Consider the following 20,644-nt stretch of genomic DNA (forward strand, 5'->3'; position numbering starts at 1 on the left):
TTCACCAGCAGGATGTAGAAGAAGAACAGGCACAGGAAGGACAGGACGATGAGGACCAGATAGGCCAGGACGGTTTCCGCCCGTTTGTCTTTGATATGTTTCATGCTTTGGTTCCTCCTTTGGCGTGCTTCCGGGGTTTGGCGGTGTTATCGCCGCCGTTGGTCATCCGGTAGACAAAGAAGCAGAGGATGCCGCTGACGATGAAGAGGTAGACCGACAGGGCACCGGCCATGCCGTAGTTGCGGCTCTTCAGGTGGCTGTTCAGGAACATGATCAGCGTCATGGAGGTACGGTCGGGGTTGCCCTGGCCGTTGGTGAGGATCTGGGGCACATCGAACATCTGCAGACCGCCGATGATGGAGGTGATGAGGGTGTAGGCCAGAATGGGGCGGATCAGCGGCAGGGTGATGGAGAAGAACCGCCGGAAGCTGCCGCAGCCGTCCAGTTCGGCGGCCTCAAAGATATCGGGGCTGATGCCCATGATGGCGGCCATCAGCATGATGGTGGTGTTGCCGAACCACATCAGGAAGTTCATCAACCCGACAAGGGACCGGGTGCCGAAGGTGGTGCCCATGAAGTCGATGGGGGTATCGGTCAGCCCGATGGACATGAGGATGGAATTGATGGGCCCATTGGTGGAGAACAGCGCGAAGAAGAGCATGGCGAAGGCAGAGGCCATGATCAGGTTGGGCAGATAGATGATGATCTTGAAGAACTGTTTGCCGCGGATCTTCAGCCGCACATCGGTGAACCAGTTGGCCAGCAGCAGAGCGATGACGATCTGGGGCACAAAGCCGATGAGCCAGAGGATCAGGGTGTTGCCGGCGTAGCCGACCATGTCGGATTTGAGCAGCTCGGCATAGTTTTCCAGGCCGATGAAGGTGGGGCCGATCTCCTTGATGCCGGAGCGGTAGTATTCATAGAAGCTGTACCGCACGGTGTCCACCAGCGGGATCAGCGAGAAGATGAAGAAGGCCACAAAGAACGGAAGGATGAAGATGTAGCCCCATTTGGCGTAACTGAGACGATGTTGTTTTTTCTTGTTCATAAGTCACCGTTCCTTTCCGGAAAAGGCTGCCGCACCGGGGTGCGGCAGCCGGTTTTCATTCCGTAGTCTGCTTGGGGCAGATCACTCTGCCCACTGGATCTCGGTGATGTCGGGGTAGCGCTCCTTGATGGCCGTCTCAAAGTTGGACTTGGCACGGTCGTAGTCCACGTTGCCCTGGAAGTAGTCGCTGAAAGCGTTCTGGATCAGCTCCACGCAGCCCTGGTCATAGGAGGACAGCGGCGCGATCTTGATGTTTTCGGCAACAGGGGCAAAGTACTCGTAGGCGTTCTGGCCGCCCAGGAACTCAGAGGCGAAGGAGGCGTCGGTGGCAGCTTCCTGCATGCCGCTGACGGTGTTGGTGAAGTCCTGATAATCCCGGGAGATCTTGATCAGGTTGTCCTTGTTGGAGGTGAGGGCCAGGATGATGTCCTTGACGTGCTGGGGGTTGTCGGTGCCGGTAGCGGCATGGATGTAGGAACCGCCCCAGTTGTATTCCTGCGGGGGATTGGTGACGCCCCAGGCGCCGGTCTCGCCGTCCCAGTTGGGGTTCAGGGTGAAGTCGATGCCCCAGGCAGGCAGCAGGAAGGCAAAGACCTTGGAGGAGGAGCTCATGGACTTGTTCCAGTCATCGTTCCACTGGCCCTTGACGGTCTTGTCGAAGTAGCCGGCATCCAGCCATTCCTTGGAATCCTTGATCCAGTTCATGATCTGGGGGTCCACCTTGACGGTAGTCTCGCCGGCGGTCACCCACGGCTGGGAGATGCTGTTGCCGTACAGGCGGAAGGTGTCGGCGTAGGAGGCGAAGGTGTAGTAGCCCTTGGCCTTCAGTTCGGCGGCGGTGGCTTTCAGGGTATCCCAGTCCTTGACCTTTTCGCCCACGGCGGCGGGGTCATCGGTGCCGAAGACATCCTTGGCGATGTCCCGGCGGTAGACCAGCAGGCCCGGGCAGCACTGCCAGGTGGAGCCGCGCTGCACGCCGTTCTGGTCGGACGCGGTGGTACGGGTAAAGGCGTACTGGTCGGCCAGGTCGGTGTCGGGGTCGATGCCCAGGTCGGTCAGCGGCATGGCCACATCGGCGTCGGCATCGGTGTACTTGAAGACGTAGTCCGTCTCAGACAGGAAGATGTCCACCTTGTCGTCATCGGCGGCGGTGCCCTGGTTCAGCAGGGCCTCGTCCAGCTTCTGCTGGTAGACGCCGTCCTGGTTGGGGTTGATGACCCAGTGGATTTCGGTGCCGTCCTTCAGCTTGGTGACGGTGCCGTCGTCGGAGGTGCTCTCCACCTCGGGGTAAACGGCTTCCAGACGGGTGCGGAACTCGTCGTTCCAGCTGTAGATGTTGATGACGGCGCCTTCGGTGCCGCCGGCAGCGGCAGCGTCACCGCCGGTCTCGCCGGTGGCAGCGGACGAACCGGCGCTGCTGCCGCCGCAGGCAGCCAGCAGGCTTGCGCTGATTGCCGTGGCCATCAGCAGGGAAACAACTCTTTTTTTCATGCAAATACCTCCTATTTGGTAGTACCCCCTTGGAGTACCGATTCCGTTATCGTGGCCTTATTATACTGCTCTGGTCCCGACGGGATATATTAGAATCGAACAAAAAATATCAAATCCATGACTGCTTTTTGTCCAAAATGCGGCGTTTTGACATTTTGCCGACGTTGGGCCCGTTGCGGGAATGTCCGGTTCGTAGTATAATAAAAACAACAATATGCTCCCGGCGCCTTTCGGGGGCAACGCATACGGCAACTCCAAAAGAGAGAGGAGTTACAGGCATGAGCTACCAAAAAGAATGGCTGCTTCTGGAGGCGAACGACGAAACCGACGAGATAGAACATCGGGACCCCGGGGAAGAATTCCAGTTTTACAGCGCGGTAGCCGGGGGCGATGTGGATTATGTGCGCCGAAACTGTGAACAGGGCCGCTTTAGAGAGAATGAGGGTGTGGGCCAGCTTTCCCGGGACCCGGTGATGAATCTGAAATATCATTTTGTCATCACCACGGCTATGGTCACCCGGCTGTGCGGCCAGCATGGAATGGAACTGGAACAGGCCTTCCGTCTCAGTGATTTTTACATTCAAAAACTGGACGATCTGCATACCGAGGACGAGGTCTGCGCCCTGCATGATGAGATGGTGATGGATTACACCAAAAAGATGCGCAAAAACCTGCGCAGCGACACCAACTCCAAGCACATCAACGCCAGCAAGGATTATATCTACGCCCACATCAAGGAGCGCATCACCATCGAGGATTTGGCTGATGAACTGGGGGTGTCCGCCAGTTATCTGTCCCGGTTGTTCAAAAAGGAGACCGGCCTGTCGGTGTCGTCCTACATCCGCCAGCAGAAGATCGAAATTGCGAAAAACCTGCTGCGCTTCAGCGACAGTTCCCTCATCGACATTGCCAACCAGCTGGCCTTTTCCTCTCAGAGCCATTTCATCCAGCAGTTCCGCGAAGTCACCGGCATGACCCCCAAGAAGTACCGGGACGAAAGCCGCCTGAACCCCTGGGACGACTGAAAAACGCATAAGAAACAGCCCCCGCCATACGGCGGGGGCTGTTCCTTTGGAGGGAGATGCCGGATGAAGATTTACAGCACCAGCAAGATGTCGTTTTCGGCCTGCAGCTTGTGGGCAGGCAGGTAGTTGTCGGGCAGGGCCTCCCCGTTGAGGGTCAGGCTGGCAAAGCCGCTCTCCTTGCCCTGGGGATTTTCCACCCGGATGTGCAGCTTTTTGCCCCGGAAGTCCTTGTCCATGGTAAAGCTCTTCCAGGCGGCAGGCACCGCGGGGGCCAGCCGCAGACCGTTCAGGTCGGGGCGCAGGCCCAGGATGCCCTCCACGCAGCCCACCATGACGGTGGACGCCGTGCCGGTGAGCCAGTGCACCTGGGAGCGGCCGAAGTGGGCGCTGGCCGGGCCCTCGGTGAACTGGCCGTAGCAGTAGGGCTCCAGGCGGCGCACTTCCGCCCGGTCGTTCTGGGCGGCGGGGGCGTTCTCGGTAAAGTAGGTGAAGGCCCGGTCCCCGTGGCCGCAGAGGGCTTCGGCCAGGATCAGCCACCCCTGGGACTGGGAGAAGATGCCGGCATTTTCCTTGGTGCCGGGGTTGTAGATCACCGCCAGGGCGCCCTCAAAGGCATGGGCGTGGTAGGGCGGGTCCATGAGCACCGCGCCGTAGGCGGTGTTCAGCCGGTCATAGACCTGGGCCATGGCCCGGTCGGCCTGGTCCTTGTCCGCCAGCCCGCTGATGACCGCCCAGCTCTGGGGGTTCAGCCAAAGGTTGGCCTCCGGGTCGGCGGCGGCGCCGATGCGCTGGCCTTCCTCGGTAAAGCCGCGGATGAACCGGTCGCCGTCCCAGCACAGATCCTGGATCTTCCGGGCGGTGTCGGTCATCGTCTCTTCCAGATGGCGGCAGGCGGCCTCGTCCCCCCGGTCGGCGGCAAACCGGCGCAGGATCTCGAGGGCATAGTAGAACTGCAGCGCCACAAAGGTGGACTCACCGTTGGCGCCCAGCCGCAGGCAGTCGTTCCAGTCGGCGTAGAGCCCGGCGGGCAGACCGTGGGGGCCCAGATGATCCAGCGAGAACTGCACCGCCCGCTTCAGGTGCTCGTAGACGGTGCCCTCGTCCCTGTTGGCAAAGGGGATCACCTCGTCCAGGAAGGCTTTGTCCCCCGTCTCGGCCACATATTTATAGACGGTGGGGAAGAGCCACAACGCATCGTCGGCGCGGTAGGCCGGGTGGCCGGTCTCCGCCACATAGGAGGCATCGTCGGGGGTATCCTCATGGCCGGGGTTGTGGGTGAATTTTACCAGGGGCAGGCCGCCGCCGTTGTCCACCTGGGCGGAGAGCATGAACCGGATCTTCTCCTTGGCCATGGCCGGTTCCAGATGGATGATGCCCTGGATGTCCTGCACCGTATCCCGGTAGCCGTAGCCGTTGCGCAGGCCGCAGTAGATCAGCGAAGCCGCCCGGCTCCACACAAAGGTGATGAAGCAGTTGTAGGCGTTCCAGGTGTTGATCATGGTATTGAAGGCGTCGTCGGGGGTGTGGACCTGCAGATGGTCCAGCCGTCCGTACCAGTCCTGCTTCAGGGCCTCCACCTCGGCGGCGCAGCGGGGGGCGGGGTCGGCGTAGCCCGCCACCAGGGCGGCGGCCTCCTCAGAGGGCTTCATCCCCAAAAGGAAAGCCACGGTGCGGCTTTCGCCGGGGGCCAGCTTCACCACACAGGAAAGGGCGCCGCAGGCGTTCTCGTTGTAGCTCAGCACGTCGCCCAGGTCGCCGGAAATGACCCCCTGGGGGTCGCCGTAGTCATGGTACCGGCCCAGGAAGGCTTCCTTGTCGCCGCAGTAGCTGGCCACTTCGGCACCCGCCAGCCCGAAGAACCGCTCGGTGACGTTCTTGCCGTCCACCAGTTCGTCGGCGGGCTGGGCGTCCAGATTGCCGTGGATCTGCTGGGTGATGCGGTTGCCCGCAAACAGCGTCCGGCTGATGAAGAGGGAGTACTGCAGGTTCACCTGGTCCTGCTCGTAGTTGTTGTGGTTGGTGAACTCCGCGTAGCCAGTCAGGGTCAGTTCCCGGGGGGCGTCGGTGGTGTTGGTCACCGTCAGCTCCCAGACTTCATGGGCGCTGTCCTTGGGCACATAGTAGACCGCTTCGGCGTGGATACCCGCATAGTCGGAGAGCATCCGGGTGTAGCCCATGCCATGGCGGCATTCGCAGGCATAGTCCTGCAGGTCCTTGCCCACCGGCTGCCAGGAAGCCGACCAGAAATCCCCGCTGGCGTTGTCCCGCAGGTAGAGGTAGCGGCCGGGGCGGTCGAACTGGTTGAAGACGTAGCGCAGGATGCGGCCGTTGGCGCCGGACTTGGCAAAGCTGTAGCCGCCGGCGTTGTTGGAGATGATGGCGCCGTACTCCGGCGAGCCGAGATAGTTCACCCAGGGGGCGGGGGTATCGGGGCGCTGGACCACGTACTCCCGGTGGGCATCGTCAAAATATCCGTATTGCATCAGGAAGAATCCTCCTTGTTTTTATACCAGTTCCGCCGTGATCAGGCCGCCCTCGGCGGGCAGCTGCTCCACCAGGGCGCGGGGCAGCTTCACGGTGCCGTCGGCGCCGGGGGTCACGGCGGTGTCGCCGCACCGGACTTCGCCCAGGCGGTAGCTGCCGGCCTCTTTGCGGGCGGCGTTATGGTAGCGCACCGTCAGCGGGCGGCCCGCAAAAGTCAGCCGTAGTTCGGCGGTGCCGGTTTCATCAAACTGTTCGGCGGTGAGCTGGGGGGCCAGCAGCAGGTCCCCGGCCTCGCCCCGGACGCCGAAGGCCTGGGTGATCATGGTCAGCATGAACCAGCTGGCCGCGCCGGTGAGGTAGTGGTAGACCCCCCGCCCGTCGGTGGAGAAGTATTCGGGAATGCCGGGGTAGATGCGGCTGGTCTCAAAGTGCAGGGCGGCGTCGGCCAGGGTTTTCAGGGCCTTCCAGCCCTCCCTGGCAAAGCCCCGGCGGTAGAGGGCGTTGGCGTACATCACCGTCATGTGGGAGAAGACAGCCCCGTTCTCCTTCTCGCCGTAGGCAAAGCCGAACATCCGGCCCAGGTTGAATTTCAGTTCGCCGAAATCGGTGTTCAGCCGGTAGCCGCCGATCTCGGGGCGGTAGAGGTAGTGGTCGGCGCTGCGCACGATGCGGCGCACCTGTTCCTCGTCGGCCACCCCGCCCATGACGGCAAATACCTGCCCGGTGAGCATCATCCGCACACCGGCGGGGAAGAACCCTTCCACCCGCTGGCCGTCGTTGTCGTAGTAGCTGTTGAACCAGCCCTCCTCGCCGCCGTCGATCCATTCCTGGCGGCGCAGATGGCCGGTCAGCCAGTCCGCCCGCTTTTCCAGGTCGTCGGCCAGGTCGGTCAGGGGCACCCGCACGGTGCGGCCGCTCAGGGTGTGGCGGCAGCGCTCCAGGTACTGCCCCAGCAGTGCCCGCTTGCCCGCCCGGTCGTCGTAGTCCTGGCCGGGGCGCAGCAGCACCGTCAGTTCCTCCATCAGTTCCGCTTTGCCGCCGGGGCTGCGCCCGTCCAGCTGGCGGAGCAGGGCCGCCAGCGTCCGCAGATTGCCCGCGTAGGCACAGGTGAAGGCCACGCTCTCGCCGCGGTCGGCGGCCATATCCAGGGCGTCGTTCCAGTCGGCCCCCCGCAGGCGGTAGAGGTTGTGTTCGCCCACGTCGTAGAAGGCGGTGAGCTGCTGCAGCAGCAGATGTTCCAGCAGGGTGCCGCGGTAGACCTCCCCGGCTTCGGTGCGCTGCCAGCTGCCCTGTTCGGGGGCCCAGGCCTCGTCGATGCCGTTGCCCCGCATCGCCTGGGGGTCCTTGAAGTAGGGGGCCTTGCGGTCCAGCAGGGCCAGGTCGCCGGTCTGGTCCAGATAGAGCTGGGTGGTCATCTGGGGCCAGAGGGCGTGGTCCATCCAGACCCGGGCAATGCCGTTGCGGTCGGCGATGAAGTTGCCGTCCCCGGCGCCGATGATGGTGGCGTTGGTGCCGTCCACCCGCACGCCGCCGAAGTTGGCCTCGATCATCCGGCCCACCGGACCGGGTTCCATGAGCAGCAGGGAAAGGCAGTCCTGCCACAGGTCCCGCCAGCCCCGGCCGCCCCGGCCGTAGTCGTGGTGGGGCAGGAAGGAGCAGCCGAAGAGCCGCCGCAGGTAGGGCTGGAAGCAGACCCACTTCATCAGCCGGTCCCCGTCGGCGTCGCCGGTGGCAAAGGTCACGTTGACCTTCTCCTTCCAGTAGCGGCGGGTCTCGGCCAGGGCGGCGTCCACCTTGGCGGCGGTGTCATACCGGACAAAGAGACGGTCGATGGCCTCGTCGCTCTCCTCCACCCCCAGCAGCAGGATGTACCGGGCCGAGGCACCGGGGGCCAGGGTCAGGGGAGCAAAGCGGAAGGCGCCCATGGCCTCCCGTCCGGCGCGGCAGGCTCCCGCCGGCACGCCGGGGTGGTTTTCCAGCACCGCCCGGGGATGGGTGAAGCTGCCGCCCTCCCCGATGAACTCCTCCACCGTGGGGTAGAAGGCTGCCGGGGCCTGGCCGTCGGCGCCGTAGCCCAGCAGATAGTAGACTTTTTGGTTGGGCCGGTGGCCCCGCTCGTCAAAGGACATGGTGGGGCAGACCCGCACCCCGTGGGCGGTGGTGCGGATGCGGTGGAGCATGGAAGTCACGTTGCGGTGATCCCGCAGGTTGTCGGCGCTGCGGCCGTAGAGGGGTACCGCCCCGTAGGGGGTGAAGGTGAGGGTGCTGTCGGCGATGTTTTCCACCGTGACGCAGAGCACTTCCACATTGTCCCTCACCGGCACAAAGCTGGTCAGGGTGGCATGCACCCCCGCCGGTTTCAGTGTGCGTTCCAGAGTGTGCCACATAAAGCCCGCCGTCAGGCGGCTGTCGTCCTGGGCGGGGGTGAACTTCACCGCCTGCTGGGCGGCCGAGGCGCCGGTCAGCGAAAAGGCGGTGCCGTCCGCCCCCACCAGCCAGAAATTCCGGGTGGAGCGGTTGTTGTGCAGGTTTTCCACGCTCACCGGTTCCAGCAGAAAGGTCTCCTGGTCCAGCTTGGCGTCGCCGCCCAGGTCCGGCGAAACGCAGCTCTTCAGCCCGGCTTCGGAAGCCAGCGGAAAGTACAGCTGGCTGATCTCTTCGGGGCGGTCCAGTGTGAAGCTGCCGTCCGCATCGATAAAATGGGGATGCTGCATGGTATTCCTCCTTGTTGCGTTTTTGCGTCCGGTAAGGCCGGACAAGCTGCCGCGGGTCTGTCTTTGGTACCATCATAGCGAAATTTCCCGAACCGAAAAACAACAAAGCATGCAAAAATGTCAGATTCATGACATTGTGCAAAAAAACCTGTTTTTGCGGCGGCTTTATGAAAAAAACTTGACAAAAAGCACAAGAAAGTACGAGAAAACGGCGCAGGAAAGAAAATGTTCCTTTTGTGCAGCCGCTGACTTGACCACCATCTGACCACTCCTTCCTCCCAGCCGGTTCCGTATATCATTTTTTACGTCCCAACATTCTTTTATAACCACCACAACCAGCGCCGGAAGTTGTGCATACCACACAATTTCCGGCGCTGGTTCATGCTATTTGCCTGTCCGTCACAGTTCTCCGACTCCAAAGGCCAGAGGTTCGAATCCCCCCGGCCGCACCAAGAGCAGTGCTTTTTTGGGCACTGCTCTTTTTATTTTGTATGAAATTGTGCAGGATACTGCAAAGGGGGGATTCGAACAGCCTGTGCCCGCCGTCAGCGTCCCGGCGGGTAAAAACAGTCCTGCGGACTGTTTTTAAGGCGCGGCTCGACGAATCCCCTCGGCCGCACCATGGCGAGTGTTCTTATAGCATTTGAAACGCTGTAAGAACACTCGTCTTTTTTATTGATTGGCTATGTCACAACAAACAGTTGATAAATAGCCATTTTTATAGGGGAGTATCAGAACTCCCCTACAAACTGTTATTTGCAGTTATCTATACTCATTTGGAATTTCGATATGAAGTGTCTCACACAATAACTTCACATCATGTGCATCATTTTCATCAAACTCGTATCCCAGATGGAACATTACTTGACTATATGGTTCAATACAGGAAACCTCTATTTCCTCAATTCTTCCTTTACCCGAAAAAGTTTCTACCGGAAAACAATCCCCATCATAAAGAATTTCACCTTCGTCCGTATATTCAAAACAATGCAAATCAATAATTCTGTTTTTCAAATCTTCCCATACAGTATGGTTCAATGTTGTATATTCCATCTTAATCTCATAAAAGCCATTAGCTTTCATTATTTCTATAAAGTTCTGATAATCGTTCTTTTCTACAAAAATGTCAATATCATTATGGGCTCTTGACTGATATCCAAGAAGAGCATCTACACCCCAGCCACCATCAAGAAAGACTTTAATCTCCGCATCTATTGCAAATTGAAGAATCTGTTTTACATCTGTTATATTGACCATCTTATCATCTCCACAAATTCTAATTAGGCGACCAGAGGAACTGCTGGTCTGTTTGATAAATCTCTGCATTTAGCAGTTTTCAATGTTGCCAAAACGAAAGTTAAGAAGATGTTCCTTTTCTCCATGTCGCTTTCTTTGGCGTAATTTACAAGGTTATTCCACATAAGATAGTTGTTCAGATACTTGGTAGAAACACCGTTAAAGCCACGCATAAACCTCTTTAGCTGGCTATGGTAGCTATTGATATGTTGGATATTATAAATGCCTTTCTTGGCTTTGCCAGTCTTTAACTGCACAAGGTCAATGCCATTGGCATTTGTAAATCTCACATAGGAGTTCATCTTGTCCGTAACAAGAGTGGAATTGGTCTTAATCCTACCATCATAAATATGATGTAAATCTCTTGTAGAAACTCTACCAGTATTCGTAATCTTGGAGATAGACAAGCCATTCCTATTAACCGCACAAGGAACACATACCTTTTCTTGGGACAAGCCTCTGATATGTGTAGAATGACCACGCTTATGAGCCTTGCGTGGCATAGCAAATGTCTTACTCTTGCTATGATTGCCCTTGTACGAGATGGCGAAAAAAGTTTCGTCAGCCTCAATAATGCCGTCAAGGGTAACATCGTCTGCCATATTCTGAAGTGCATCCAAAATCTTGTGTCTCCAAAGGAATGCGGTGTTTCTGTGAATCCCACAAGCAACAGCAGTCTTACGAATGGATAAGCCATTCATCATACAATCAATGTACTGCTCCCACACGGACAAGTCTTTTCTTGTACCAGACACAATGGAGTTCGTAGCAATCACGAAGGACTTGCCACAATCCTTACATACATATCGCTGTGTGCCATCTTTACGATGACCATTGCGAACCACATGGATACAGCCACAAAGAGGGCATACACGACCATTTGCAAAGCGTTCCTTTGCTACGAAATCTTCAATATTCAAAGACTTTACAAAGGCAGGACTTAAAAGCATTGTTTTAAGGCTTTCCTGCTCTGCGACAGTCAACTTACCGATAATATCTAATGCGTCTTTGATAGTAGGCATATCCAATTACCTCCTTCGGTGGTACTGTTTCTTACTATTATTATACGCTATTTCTCGTCAAAAATCAACCATTTGTTGTGACAGAGCCTATTGATTTCATCCAGCGATGGTGGATGGGGCGTAGTTGACGACTACGCCCTTTCTTGTGTTTACGGACACCTCCGGGGCGGGCAGCGGGATGAGGTCGGGGATCTCGATGGCGCCCACGCAGTTGTAGTGGATACGAAGCCGCTGCTCCCACACCCCGTCTACCTTCTCGGCGTTGAATACCTCGATCTTCTCGATGAGTTCGTTGAGCATCCGGGGCGTCAGCTTGCGGGCGCGAGTGTACTTGCGGACCAGAGCGATGAACATATCCGTGGTCATAACCTGGCTGCTCTGCTTGTCAATCTCAGCGCGGAGCGCCTTGATCTTCTCCGCCAGTTCCTTTTGCTCCTCCTCGTACCGCCTCGACATACGGGCAAAGCGGTCATCGGAGAGTTTGCCGGAAGCATTGTCCTCATAGATCCTCTCGAACAGGCCGTCCAGCTCCTCGTCGCGGGCTTGCAGAGCTTTCAGCTCCTTCTCCTTCAGCTTGCGGTCCGTTGCCTCTACCTGCTGGGAGTGTCCAATCACGGCCTTTACAAACTCGTCCTCGAATTGACTGGCAAACTTGGTCAGCCGCCGGATCTCACCTAACACCACCTGCTCCAGAAAATCCACACGGACATATCTTCGCCCAATGCTCGTAGCCTTTGCCCTTGCCCTCGGCCATCTTCTGCTCGATGTCCACAAGGCGCTGTACACCGTCCTGTCTCGGGGCGGATTGAGGGGCTTTTACGGGCTGTATGCCGGTTTTCCCATGCCGTGGGTATTCGGGTATGGCTGTGGCCTTTTCTGCGGCTCTGGCGGCGTTCTGCTCCAAAACGGCAAGGACAGCGGCGCGGTCAAAATCGTCGCCCAGCTTGCGGGCGGTAATGGGCTTTGTCCTGTCCGGCGTGAGATAGGATATCCTGATCCTGGCCCAACGATAAACAGAAAGAGAGACTGCGTATGCGACCCATCAAACTGGCCTACGCCCCTACCCGGCGCAGCATCTTTTCGGCGCCCGACGCCGTAAAATACCGCAACCTTACCGCCCAGCGCCTGCGGGAGCTGGGGGTGGACTTTGTGGACATTGACGATATCAACGAGGAGGGCCTGCTGTACAGCGAGGAAGACCGGCTGAAAATGCTGGCAAAATTCCGCGCCGCCGGTGTGGACGGCCTGCTGCTGGCCCACTGCAACTTCGGCACCGAGTACCTCTGCGCCCGGCTAGCCGATGCCGCCCCGATGGTCCGGCAAAAGACCGGGCTGCCTCTTTCGCCCTATTTCAGTGCCCCCAAACTGGCCTGGATGCTGGAACATATCCCGGCGGTACGGCAGGCAGCCGACGCCGGGACCCTGTGCTGCGGCACGGTGGACAGCTGGCTGCTCTGGAACCTGACCCGGGAGCGGGTACACCGCACCGACTATTCCAACGCCAGCCGCACCGGGCTGTTCAACATCCATACCCTGCACTGGGACGAGGAACTCTGCGCCCTGTACGGGGTGCCGGCGCAGGCGCTGCCCCAGGTCTATATGTCGGACGGGGTGTTCGGCACCACCGACCTGGGGGGCTTTCTGGGGCGGGCGGTGCCCGTCTGCGGTGTATTGGGGGACAGCCACGGCGCCCTGCTGGGCCAGGGCTGTTTTGCCCCCGGCACCGCCAAAGCTACCTATGGTACCGGGTCCAGCGTCATGATGCAGACCGGCGATGCCTGTATCGAGAGCACCGGCGGGCTGGTCACCAGCCTGGCCTGGGGACTTTCCGGCCGGGTGAACTATGTGCTGGAGGGCAACCTCAACTATACCGGGGCGGTCATCAGCTGGCTGAAAAAGGATGTGGGCCTGCTGGACTCCGACGCCGAGAGCGAACAGCTGGCCCGGCAGGCCCACCCGGGGGACCGCACCTACTTTGTGCCGGCCTTTACCGGGCTGGGCGCTCCCTACTGGGACAGTGAGGCCACCGGCCTGCTCACCGGCATCACCCGCACCACCGGCAAGGCCGAAATCGTCCGCGCCTGCCTGGATTCCATCGCCTACCAGATCACCGACCTGCTGGAATGCATGGGCCGGGATGCCGCCCTGCCCCTGGCGGAACTGCGGGTGGACGGCGGCCCCACGGCCAACCGCTACCTGATGCAGCGCCAGAGCGATCTGGCCTGCCTGCCTCTGGCGGTGCCTGCGGTGCAGGAACTTTCGGCCCTGGGGGCGGGGCGTGCGGCGGCCCAGGGGGCGGGGCTTTGCGCCTGCAAGGATTTCGGCCGCCCGGCCTATATCCGCTACCAGCCCCGCATGGAAGAAGCAGAACGCCGCACATTGTATGCGGGGTGGCTTGACGCTGTCCGGCGAACGTTGTATCATGAAGATACCATCAAAACCGGAAAGGACTGATTGCTATGAATTCGACTGAATTGCAAAAGATCGACGCCTACTGGCGGGCATCCAACTATCTGGCAGCAGGCCAGCTCTATCTGTTGGACAATCCGCTGCTGCGCCGTCCCCTGACCCGTGATGACGTGAAAAAGAAGATCGTGGGCCACTGGGGCACCGTGCCCGGTCAGAACTTTGTGTATGTGCACCTGAACCGTGTCATCAAAAAGTACGACCAGGATATGATCCTCATCTCCGGCCCGGGCCACGGCGGCAACTTCTTTGTGGCCAACGCCTACCTGGACGGCACCTACAGCGAGGTCTACCCCAACATCAGCCGGGACGAGGAAGGCATGAAACGCCTGTTCAAGCAGTTCAGCTTCCCCGGCGGCATCTCCAGCCATGTGGCGCCCGAAACCCCCGGTTCCATCAACGAGGGCGGCGAGCTGGGCTACTCCATCGCCCATGCCTTCGGCGCCGTCTTTGACAACCCCGACCTCATCTGCGCGGTGACGGTGGGTGATGGCGAAGCCGAGACCGGCCCCCTGGCCACCAGCTGGCAGTCCAACAAGTTCCTGAACCCCAAAGGCGACGGCGCCGTGCTGCCTATCCTGCACCTGAACGGGTACAAGATCTCCAACCCCACGGTGTTCGGCCGCATGACCCACGAGGAGATGGAGCATTTCTTCCTGGGCTGCTCCTGGAAGCCCTACTTTGTGGAGGGCGACGACCCCATGACCATGCACGCCAAGATGGCCGAAACCTTGGATACCGTCATCGAGGAGATCCACGACATCCAGCGCCGCGCCCGCGCCGGGGAAGAAATGGGGCATATCCAGTGGCCCATGATCGTGCTGCGCACCCCCAAGGGCTGGACCGGCCCCAAAGTGGTGGACGGCAAACCCATCGAGGGCACCTTCCGCGCCCATCAGGTGCCCATCGACATTACGGTAGGCACCCCCAACCAGGAAGAACACCTGAAGCAGATCGAGGAATGGCTGCGCAGCTACCATCCCGAGGAACTGTTTGACGAAAACGGCACCCTGATCCCCGAACTGCAGGAACTGGCCCCCAAGGGCGACCGCCGCATTGCGGCCAACCCCCACGCCAACGGCGGCAAGCTGCTGCGGGATCTGCGCACGCCCGATTTCAAGGACTACGCCATCGACCTCCCCGCCCCCGGCAGTGTGGAAAAGCAGGATATGATCGAACTGGGCGGCTACATCCGCGACCTGTTCAAGCTCAATGACGACGCCAAGAACTTCCGCATCTTCGGACCGGACGAGACCATGTCCAACCGCCTGTATAAGTGCTTCGAGGCCACCAACCGCGACTGGAACTCCACCACCGTGGAAGGGGACGAGTTCCTGGCTCAGGACGGCCGCATCATGGACTCCATGCTGTCGGAACACCTATGTGAAGGCTGGCTGGAAGGCTACCTGCTCACCGGCCGCCACGGCTTCTTTGCCAGCTATGAGAGCTTCATCCGGGTGGTGGACTCCATGGTGGCCCAGCACGCCAAGTGGCTCAAGGTCTGCAACCAGCTGCCCTGGCGCCAGAGCATTGCCTCGCTGAACCTGATCCTCTCCTCCAACGTGTGGCAGCAGGACCACAACGGCTTCACCCATCAGGACCCCGGCTTCCTGGATCACATCGCCAACAAAAAGGCCGATGTGGTGCGCCTCTACCTGCCGCCGGATGCCAACTGCCTGCTCTCCTGCTTTGACCACTGCATCCGCAGCCGTGACTATGTGAACGTGCTGGTCACCTCCAAGCATCCCCGGCCCCAGTGGCTGACCATGGAACAGGCGGTCAAGCACTGCACCCAGGGCGTAGGCATCTGGGACTGGGCCTCCAACGATGCGGGCGAGGAACCCGACGTGGTCATGGCCTGCTGCGGCGACACCCCCACCCTGGAGACCCTGGCCGCCGTCACCATCCTGCGCAAGGCCCTGCCGGAACTGAAGATCCGGGTGGTCAACGTGGTGGACCTGATGAAGCTGGAACCGGCCACCAAGCACCCCCACGGCCTGACCGATGCGGACTACGACGCCCTGTTCACCAAGGACAAGCCCATCATCTTTGCCTTCCACGGGTATCCCACCCTCATCCATGAGCTGACCTATGACCGTGCCAACCGCAACCTGAGCGTCCACGGTTACCAGGAGGAAGGCACCATCACCACGCCCTTCGATATGCGCGTGCAGAACGAGATCGACCGCTTCCACCTGGTCAAGGATGTGGTGCAGCATCTGCCCCAACTGGGCAACCGCGGCGCCTACCTTATCCAGCAGATGAACGACAAACTGGTAGAACACAAGAACTATATCCACGAAGTGGGCCAGGACCTGCCCGAGATCCTGGACTGGAAGTGGGAAAACTGAACCGGAACAACAGCTTGAAGAAAACGGTGCATCCGCGGTTCTGACGGCTGCAGGGTACAGTTTGGCCTGCCTTTTTGCCTGATACACAACGCCCGGTTTTGTGCACTCCGCACAAAACCGGGCGTTGGTTTTTGTTTTCCACTCGTACACCGCTACCCGCCCGCCGCAAAATCCCCTGATTTTTATTTCTATTTAAGTTTCGTGGAGCATGCTATAATGGGAGTATAAAAACAACCCTTTTTTATACGGACAAATATGGTGCAAAGAGGAGCAACCCCCTATGAGACTTTTACTGGCGGAAGATGAAAAGGCGCTGTCCAAGGCGCTGGCGACTATTCTGGAACGGAACAACTATTCCGTGGATGCTGCCTAGCCTTTGTGCACCAGGAACTGAACCTGTTCAACGACTTGACGGTGGCGGAAAACCTCTTTCTCACCCGGGAACCGGTGGGACGGCTAGGCCGCATCGACAAAAAACGGATGCACCGGGAAGCTGCCGCCCTGTTTGCAGGCATGGGGGTCCGGATCGACCCCGCCGAGGAAGTGCGCAACCTGAAAACCAGCCAGAAACAGCTGCTGGAAATCGCCAAGGCCCTGCGGGGCAAGGCAAAGCTCATCATTCTGGATGAGCCCACCACCGCCCTCAACACACAGGAAGTGGACCATCTCTTTGCCATTCTGCGCCGTTTAAAAGAGCAGAACGGCACCTCCTTCCTGTTCATCTCCCACAAAATGCCGGAAGTTTTTGCCTTTGCGGACCGGTACACGGTGCTGAGCGACGGCCGGTTTGTGGCAGAAGGTGCCATTGCCGATACCACGCCCGAAACCATCACCGAGCAGATGGTGGGCCACCCGGCGGGACAGGGGGCACAGTACATTCCCCGGCCCACCGGGGAACCGGTGCTGGAAGTACGGCACCTTACCGGCCCCGGCTTTGCCGATGTGAGCCTGACCTGGAGCGGCGTCATGAACATCTTCCGTCATTCGGCCGTTATCGGGGCGCTGCTGGGGGCTGTGAACGGGGTGCTGGTGGGCATTGTGGAAATGCCCGCCTTCATCGTGACCCTGGCCACCATGCTCATCTATCGCTCCCTGGCCCAGTACCTCTGCCAGCACCTGCCGAAAGATCTCATCGGGGGCGGGTCCTCGGTGTACAAGATGGATACCGGGTTGGCCGCTTACCAGCCCTTCTACGGCTTCGGCAACGGCAAAATTGCCACCCTGCCTCTGGTGGGGCTGGTGCTGCTGGCCCTTACGGCGGTGTTCGTCTATCTTTCCACCAGCACCAAGTTCGGCAAAAAGGTCTACGCCATCGGCAGCAACCAGAAAGGCGCCCGGCTGGCGGGCATCCATGTGAGTGTAATGAAAACCGTCGTCTTTATCATCTGCGGTTTGCTGGTGGGGCTGGGGGCGTTTCTCTGGATCGCCATGAACGGCAGCGCCGACCCGGCCACCACCGGCAACAGCTACGAGATGTATGCCATCGCCAGCGTGGTGCTGGGCGGCATCAGCATGGCAGGCGGCCGGGGCCGCTGCCTGGGGGTGCTTTTCGGCGCCATGAGCTATACGGTCATCGACAAGATCATCGTGGCCCTCAAGATGGATTCCCTCATCAACGACGCCATCAAGGGCGTGATCCTCATCCTCGTCATCCTCATTCAGGTGGCGGGGCCGCGGCTCAAAGCCAAGTTCGGCCGCCGCTGATCCTGCCAAAAACCTACCCCGGAACCATCGGTTTGCGGGGTGGGGCCGGTGCTGCCGCGGCGCAAAACCGACCCCATATAACACAAAAAGCCGGACCCCTACGGGTCCGGCTTTTTGACTGCGGTTTACAGCGGCTGGCTGCCGAATTCTTGATACAGTTCGGGCAGGATGGCCGCCAGGTTGGTAAATTCCTTGATGTTGTGGGCAAACAGGCCCTTGGGCACCATGTCGGGCACCCGGGCGCCTTCCGGCAGGATCTTGCGGTATGCGCCCTCCACCAGGGCGTAGCCGATCCAGAACCGGGACCGGAAGAGAATGCCGTCCTTATACGGCGCCCACACATGGGTCATGGCGGCGGGGCAGCCTCCTTCGCCAATGGCGCAGACCATACTCTGGCCGTTGGCGGTGTCGGGGGCATCGTAGCCGAAATCGGCGGGATTCTTGAAGCAGAGTTTCAGAAAATCCGGACCGGGGCCCACATCCTCCATAATATAATGATTGACGCCCCAGGTTTTCTCCCGCATGGGCACGGCGGGGTCGCACACATAGGCGCAGTTGTCCGCCCGGGCAAAGTAGTGGTCTTCGGGGTCCCAGATCTTATAGCGCAGGTCGGACCCTACGCTGTGCCAGGGGAACCACCAGTCCATCATTTCGGTGGTGACGCCGGGCATGTAGGTTTCGTTGCACACAAAGGCGGTGCCGTCCCCGGCCACGCCGTAGCCGGTCTGGCAATAGTCCTGGTCCTCGCCTTTCAGAAAGAGATTGCGGTCCGCAAAAGGCACGGCCCGCACCGGGCTGGGCCCGCCGGCCAGCACCGCCAGCTTTTCCGCCGGTACTTCCGCCAGGGGACGGGTGAAGAATTTGTAATAGGGCAGGGCCATTTCCTCATGGCTTACGCCTACTTTTTTGCTCATTGGGTTTGCTCCTTTCCCGCGGGATGGCGGCTGCGCCAAAAGGCCAGCAGGCGGCCCCGCACGATGTTCAAAAAGACCCCCACGTACCATACGCCCGCCAGCATGGCGGCGCCGATCTGTACCGGCAGGCTGCCCAGGTCTGCAAGGCCCACCGGGGAAAGAATGGTCAGCCCGATGGCCCAGCCGCACAGCCAGGCAGGGCAGAAGATCAACCGGGGGAACAACCCCGAGATGATCACTGCCAGGCCGCCCATGACAAAGAGGGTCAAAAACAGTTCCAGGTCAGGGTTCAGGGGCAGTTTGGCCATGACCACCAGGGCCAGCCAGGCCCAGAAATCCCCCAGCAAAAACCCGACGGAGATCTTGGGCGCATCGGCGGCTTTGTCGCCGTTCGCGGCGCACAGCCCCGCGCAGATCAATGCCACGGCGCCGGTGGTCACGCCGATGTAGGGGGCCGCCACCGCCCACAGGGGCGGCAGCAGCGCAATGCAGAAGGCCAGGGTCAGGGTTTCCGGTTTGTTGCGCATCATCGGCCCCCGTTACCGGCAGTCGGCAATGTACTGGGCGATGGCCTCGCCGGCCATGCGGCCGGAGTTGACGGCAAAGCCCATGGAGTTGCCGGGCAGGGTGAAGTTGTAGCTGTCGCCGTAGAGGGTGTTGGCGTCGGAACCGGCACTGTACAGGCCCTCAATGGGCAGGTGGTCCTTGTTGAGCACCTCGCAGTACTTGTTCACCCGCACGCCGCCCACGGTGCCGTAGGCGCCCAGGTAGTATTTGCCCACCAGATACTTGCCCTTGCCGGTGATGGGGTGCAGGTATTTCTGGGGTTTGTGGTACTGGCTGTCCACGCCGCAGCGGCACATGGCGTTGTAGTCGTCGAGGGTAGCCTGCAGTTTGTCGGCGTCGATGACCAGTTTTTCGGCCAGTTCGGGGATGGTCTCGGCCTCAAAGTAGGCTTCGTAGCCCTGTTCCACCGCCAGCTTGGCCTGGCCCTCAAAGTTCAGGAAGGCTTCGGCCGGGTGGACGATGTCCACAATGTCGGGGCCGTTGATCTTGTACTGTTTCAGGATGCCCTCATCCATGATGCAGTACCCGTAGTTGCCGGGCTGCAGGGCCAGAGCGTTGCCCGCGTAGGTGGTGTTGCCCAGGTCGCCTTCGTTCATAAAGCGGTCGCCCAGCTGGTTGATCATCAGGTTGGGCTGGCGCAGCACGGCGTCCAGCAGGAACCAGTTCAGGTTGTCGGGCAGCTGGTAGATGGCCTCGATGTTCTGGCCGAACTTCTCGGCACCCACTTCCCACATCATCTTCAGGCCGTCGCCGGTGATGCCGGGAATGCGGAAGGGGAAGTAGTCCTTGCCCATGTGCAGGCCGAACTCTTTTTCGATCATCTCGGGGTTGTTGCCAAAGCCGCCGGTGGCCACCAGCACGGCCTTGCCCCGTACTTCGATGCCGTTGCCGTCCTTGTCCACGGCTACCGCGCCGCAGACCTTGCCGTTCTCCACGATCAGCTTGGTGGCAGGGGTTTCCAGCAGGATGTCACAGCCCAGTTCCTTGGCGCGCCCGGTCAGTACCTTGACCATGGCACCCGCGGCGCGGGGGCCGATGACGCCGTTCTCCGGCTTGACGATGTGCCAGGTGGCTTCGGATTCCTTGAAGTAGCGGAAGGCACCCGCAAACTCCACGCCCATCTCCTGCAGCCAGTCGATGGTGTCGGCGCTCTTGTGGAAGTAGGTCTGCACCAGATCCTCGTCCACCCGGTAATGGGTGTATTCCATGTGCATCTGCAGGGCCTTGTCCACGCTGATGTTGTTGAACTGGGCGCGCTGGATCTTGGTATCGATGCCCAGGGGGCCCATGCCCATATTGGCGGCGCCGCCGGTGGCGCTGGATTTTTCCAGCAGGACGGATTTGAGCCCCTGCTCACCCACGGTGACGGCAGCGGCCAGACCGGCGGGACCGCCGGCTACGATGACAACATCGGTCTCGATGGTTTTCATGATCTTCACCTCAACAGGTTTGGGCTGTCCGCCCTGGACGCCTTTGAGAGCGAAGTGGCCGCCCATATCCGCCGCAAGGAATGTGCCGCCGGGGCCTGCCTGGCCCTGACCCGGTTCTATGTGGACCCCAAA

The 20,644-nt window shown here is 59.9% G+C and carries 14 protein-coding genes and 1 pseudogene; 4 read left to right on the forward strand and 11 right to left on the reverse strand.

Features of this window, described 5'->3' with window-relative positions:
* Positions 1–100: 100 nt before the first annotated feature.
* The gene (locus tag H6B10_RS03995) at positions 101–1,048 is read right to left on the reverse strand and encodes a carbohydrate ABC transporter permease (protein WP_204649915.1); all 948 of its coding nucleotides are present in this window, start codon (positions 1,046–1,048) and stop codon (positions 101–103) included.
* 81 nt (positions 1,049–1,129) lie between these two features.
* Positions 1,130–2,539 carry an ABC transporter substrate-binding protein gene (locus H6B10_RS04000; protein ID WP_204649919.1) on the reverse strand — a complete coding sequence of 470 codons (1,410 nt, stop codon included), beginning with the start codon at positions 2,537–2,539 and terminating at the stop codon, positions 1,130–1,132.
* A 278-nt stretch (positions 2,540–2,817) separates the two neighbouring features.
* On the opposite strand from H6B10_RS04000, the gene H6B10_RS04005 reads away from it, so the two are divergent.
* Positions 2,818–3,564 carry a helix-turn-helix transcriptional regulator gene (locus H6B10_RS04005; RefSeq protein ID WP_204649922.1) on the forward strand — a complete coding sequence of 249 codons (747 nt, stop codon included), beginning with the start codon at positions 2,818–2,820 and terminating at the stop codon, positions 3,562–3,564.
* Between the two features lie 71 nt (positions 3,565–3,635).
* On the opposite strand, the gene H6B10_RS04010 is transcribed toward H6B10_RS04005, so the two are convergent.
* From H6B10_RS04010 to H6B10_RS17950, 6 genes and pseudogenes are all read right to left on the reverse strand, one after another.
* The gene (locus H6B10_RS04010; RefSeq protein ID WP_204649925.1) at positions 3,636–6,047 is read right to left on the reverse strand and encodes a GH36-type glycosyl hydrolase domain-containing protein; all 2,412 of its coding nucleotides are present in this window, start codon (positions 6,045–6,047) and stop codon (positions 3,636–3,638) included.
* A gap of 21 nt (positions 6,048–6,068) precedes the next feature.
* Entirely contained in the window at positions 6,069–8,762 is a 2,694-nt protein-coding gene (locus H6B10_RS04015) for a GH36-type glycosyl hydrolase domain-containing protein (protein ID WP_204649927.1), read from the reverse strand.
* Between the two features lie 762 nt (positions 8,763–9,524).
* Positions 9,525–10,019: a lincosamide nucleotidyltransferase Lnu(C) gene (gene lnu(C), locus H6B10_RS04020; RefSeq protein ID WP_019543803.1), complete on the reverse strand. Its 495-nt coding sequence runs from the start codon at positions 10,017–10,019 to the stop codon at positions 9,525–9,527.
* A gap of 23 nt (positions 10,020–10,042) precedes the next feature.
* Entirely contained in the window at positions 10,043–11,080 is a 1,038-nt protein-coding gene (locus H6B10_RS04025; protein WP_204649930.1) for an IS1595-like element ISSag10 family transposase, read from the reverse strand.
* 96 nt (positions 11,081–11,176) lie between these two features.
* Complete coding sequence (locus H6B10_RS04030; RefSeq protein WP_345941702.1) at positions 11,177–11,782, reverse strand: DUF4368 domain-containing protein; 606 nt, start codon at positions 11,780–11,782, stop codon at positions 11,177–11,179.
* 7 nt (positions 11,783–11,789) lie between these two features.
* A pseudogene (locus H6B10_RS17950) lies at positions 11,790–12,083 on the reverse strand (relaxase/mobilization nuclease domain-containing protein); the annotation flags it as partial.
* A gap of 29 nt (positions 12,084–12,112) precedes the next feature.
* Here H6B10_RS17950 and H6B10_RS04035 point away from each other — a divergent pair.
* From H6B10_RS04035 to H6B10_RS18835, 3 genes are all read left to right on the forward strand, one after another.
* Entirely contained in the window at positions 12,113–13,534 is a 1,422-nt protein-coding gene (locus tag H6B10_RS04035; protein ID WP_243427240.1) for an FGGY family carbohydrate kinase, read from the forward strand.
* Positions 13,535–13,539: 5 nt separating this feature from the next.
* Entirely contained in the window at positions 13,540–15,897 is a 2,358-nt protein-coding gene (locus H6B10_RS04040; RefSeq protein ID WP_204649933.1) for a phosphoketolase family protein, read from the forward strand.
* 378 nt (positions 15,898–16,275) lie between these two features.
* Entirely contained in the window at positions 16,276–17,601 is a 1,326-nt protein-coding gene (locus H6B10_RS18835) for an ABC transporter permease subunit (protein ID WP_204649936.1), read from the forward strand.
* 125 nt (positions 17,602–17,726) lie between these two features.
* Here the strand turns inward: H6B10_RS18835 and H6B10_RS04055 are convergent, their stop codons facing one another.
* The 3 genes from H6B10_RS04055 to H6B10_RS04065 form a co-directional block, all read right to left on the reverse strand.
* A complete protein-coding gene (locus H6B10_RS04055; protein WP_204649939.1) occupies positions 17,727–18,515 on the reverse strand; it encodes a DAPG hydrolase family protein in 789 nt (262 codons plus the stop codon).
* The gene (locus H6B10_RS04060; RefSeq protein ID WP_243427241.1) at positions 18,512–19,042 is read right to left on the reverse strand and encodes a DUF1097 domain-containing protein; all 531 of its coding nucleotides are present in this window, start codon (positions 19,040–19,042) and stop codon (positions 18,512–18,514) included. The genes H6B10_RS04055 and H6B10_RS04060 overlap by 4 nt, the downstream gene beginning before the upstream one ends.
* Before the next feature lie 12 nt (positions 19,043–19,054).
* Positions 19,055–20,644, reverse strand: a 1,590-nt coding sequence (locus tag H6B10_RS04065) for an FAD-dependent oxidoreductase (protein WP_243427242.1), incomplete at its 5' end; no start/stop codon positions are given.

Source organism: Gemmiger formicilis, assembly GCF_016901605.1.
Taxonomy (GTDB): domain Bacteria; phylum Bacillota; class Clostridia; order Oscillospirales; family Ruminococcaceae; genus Gemmiger; species Gemmiger formicilis_B.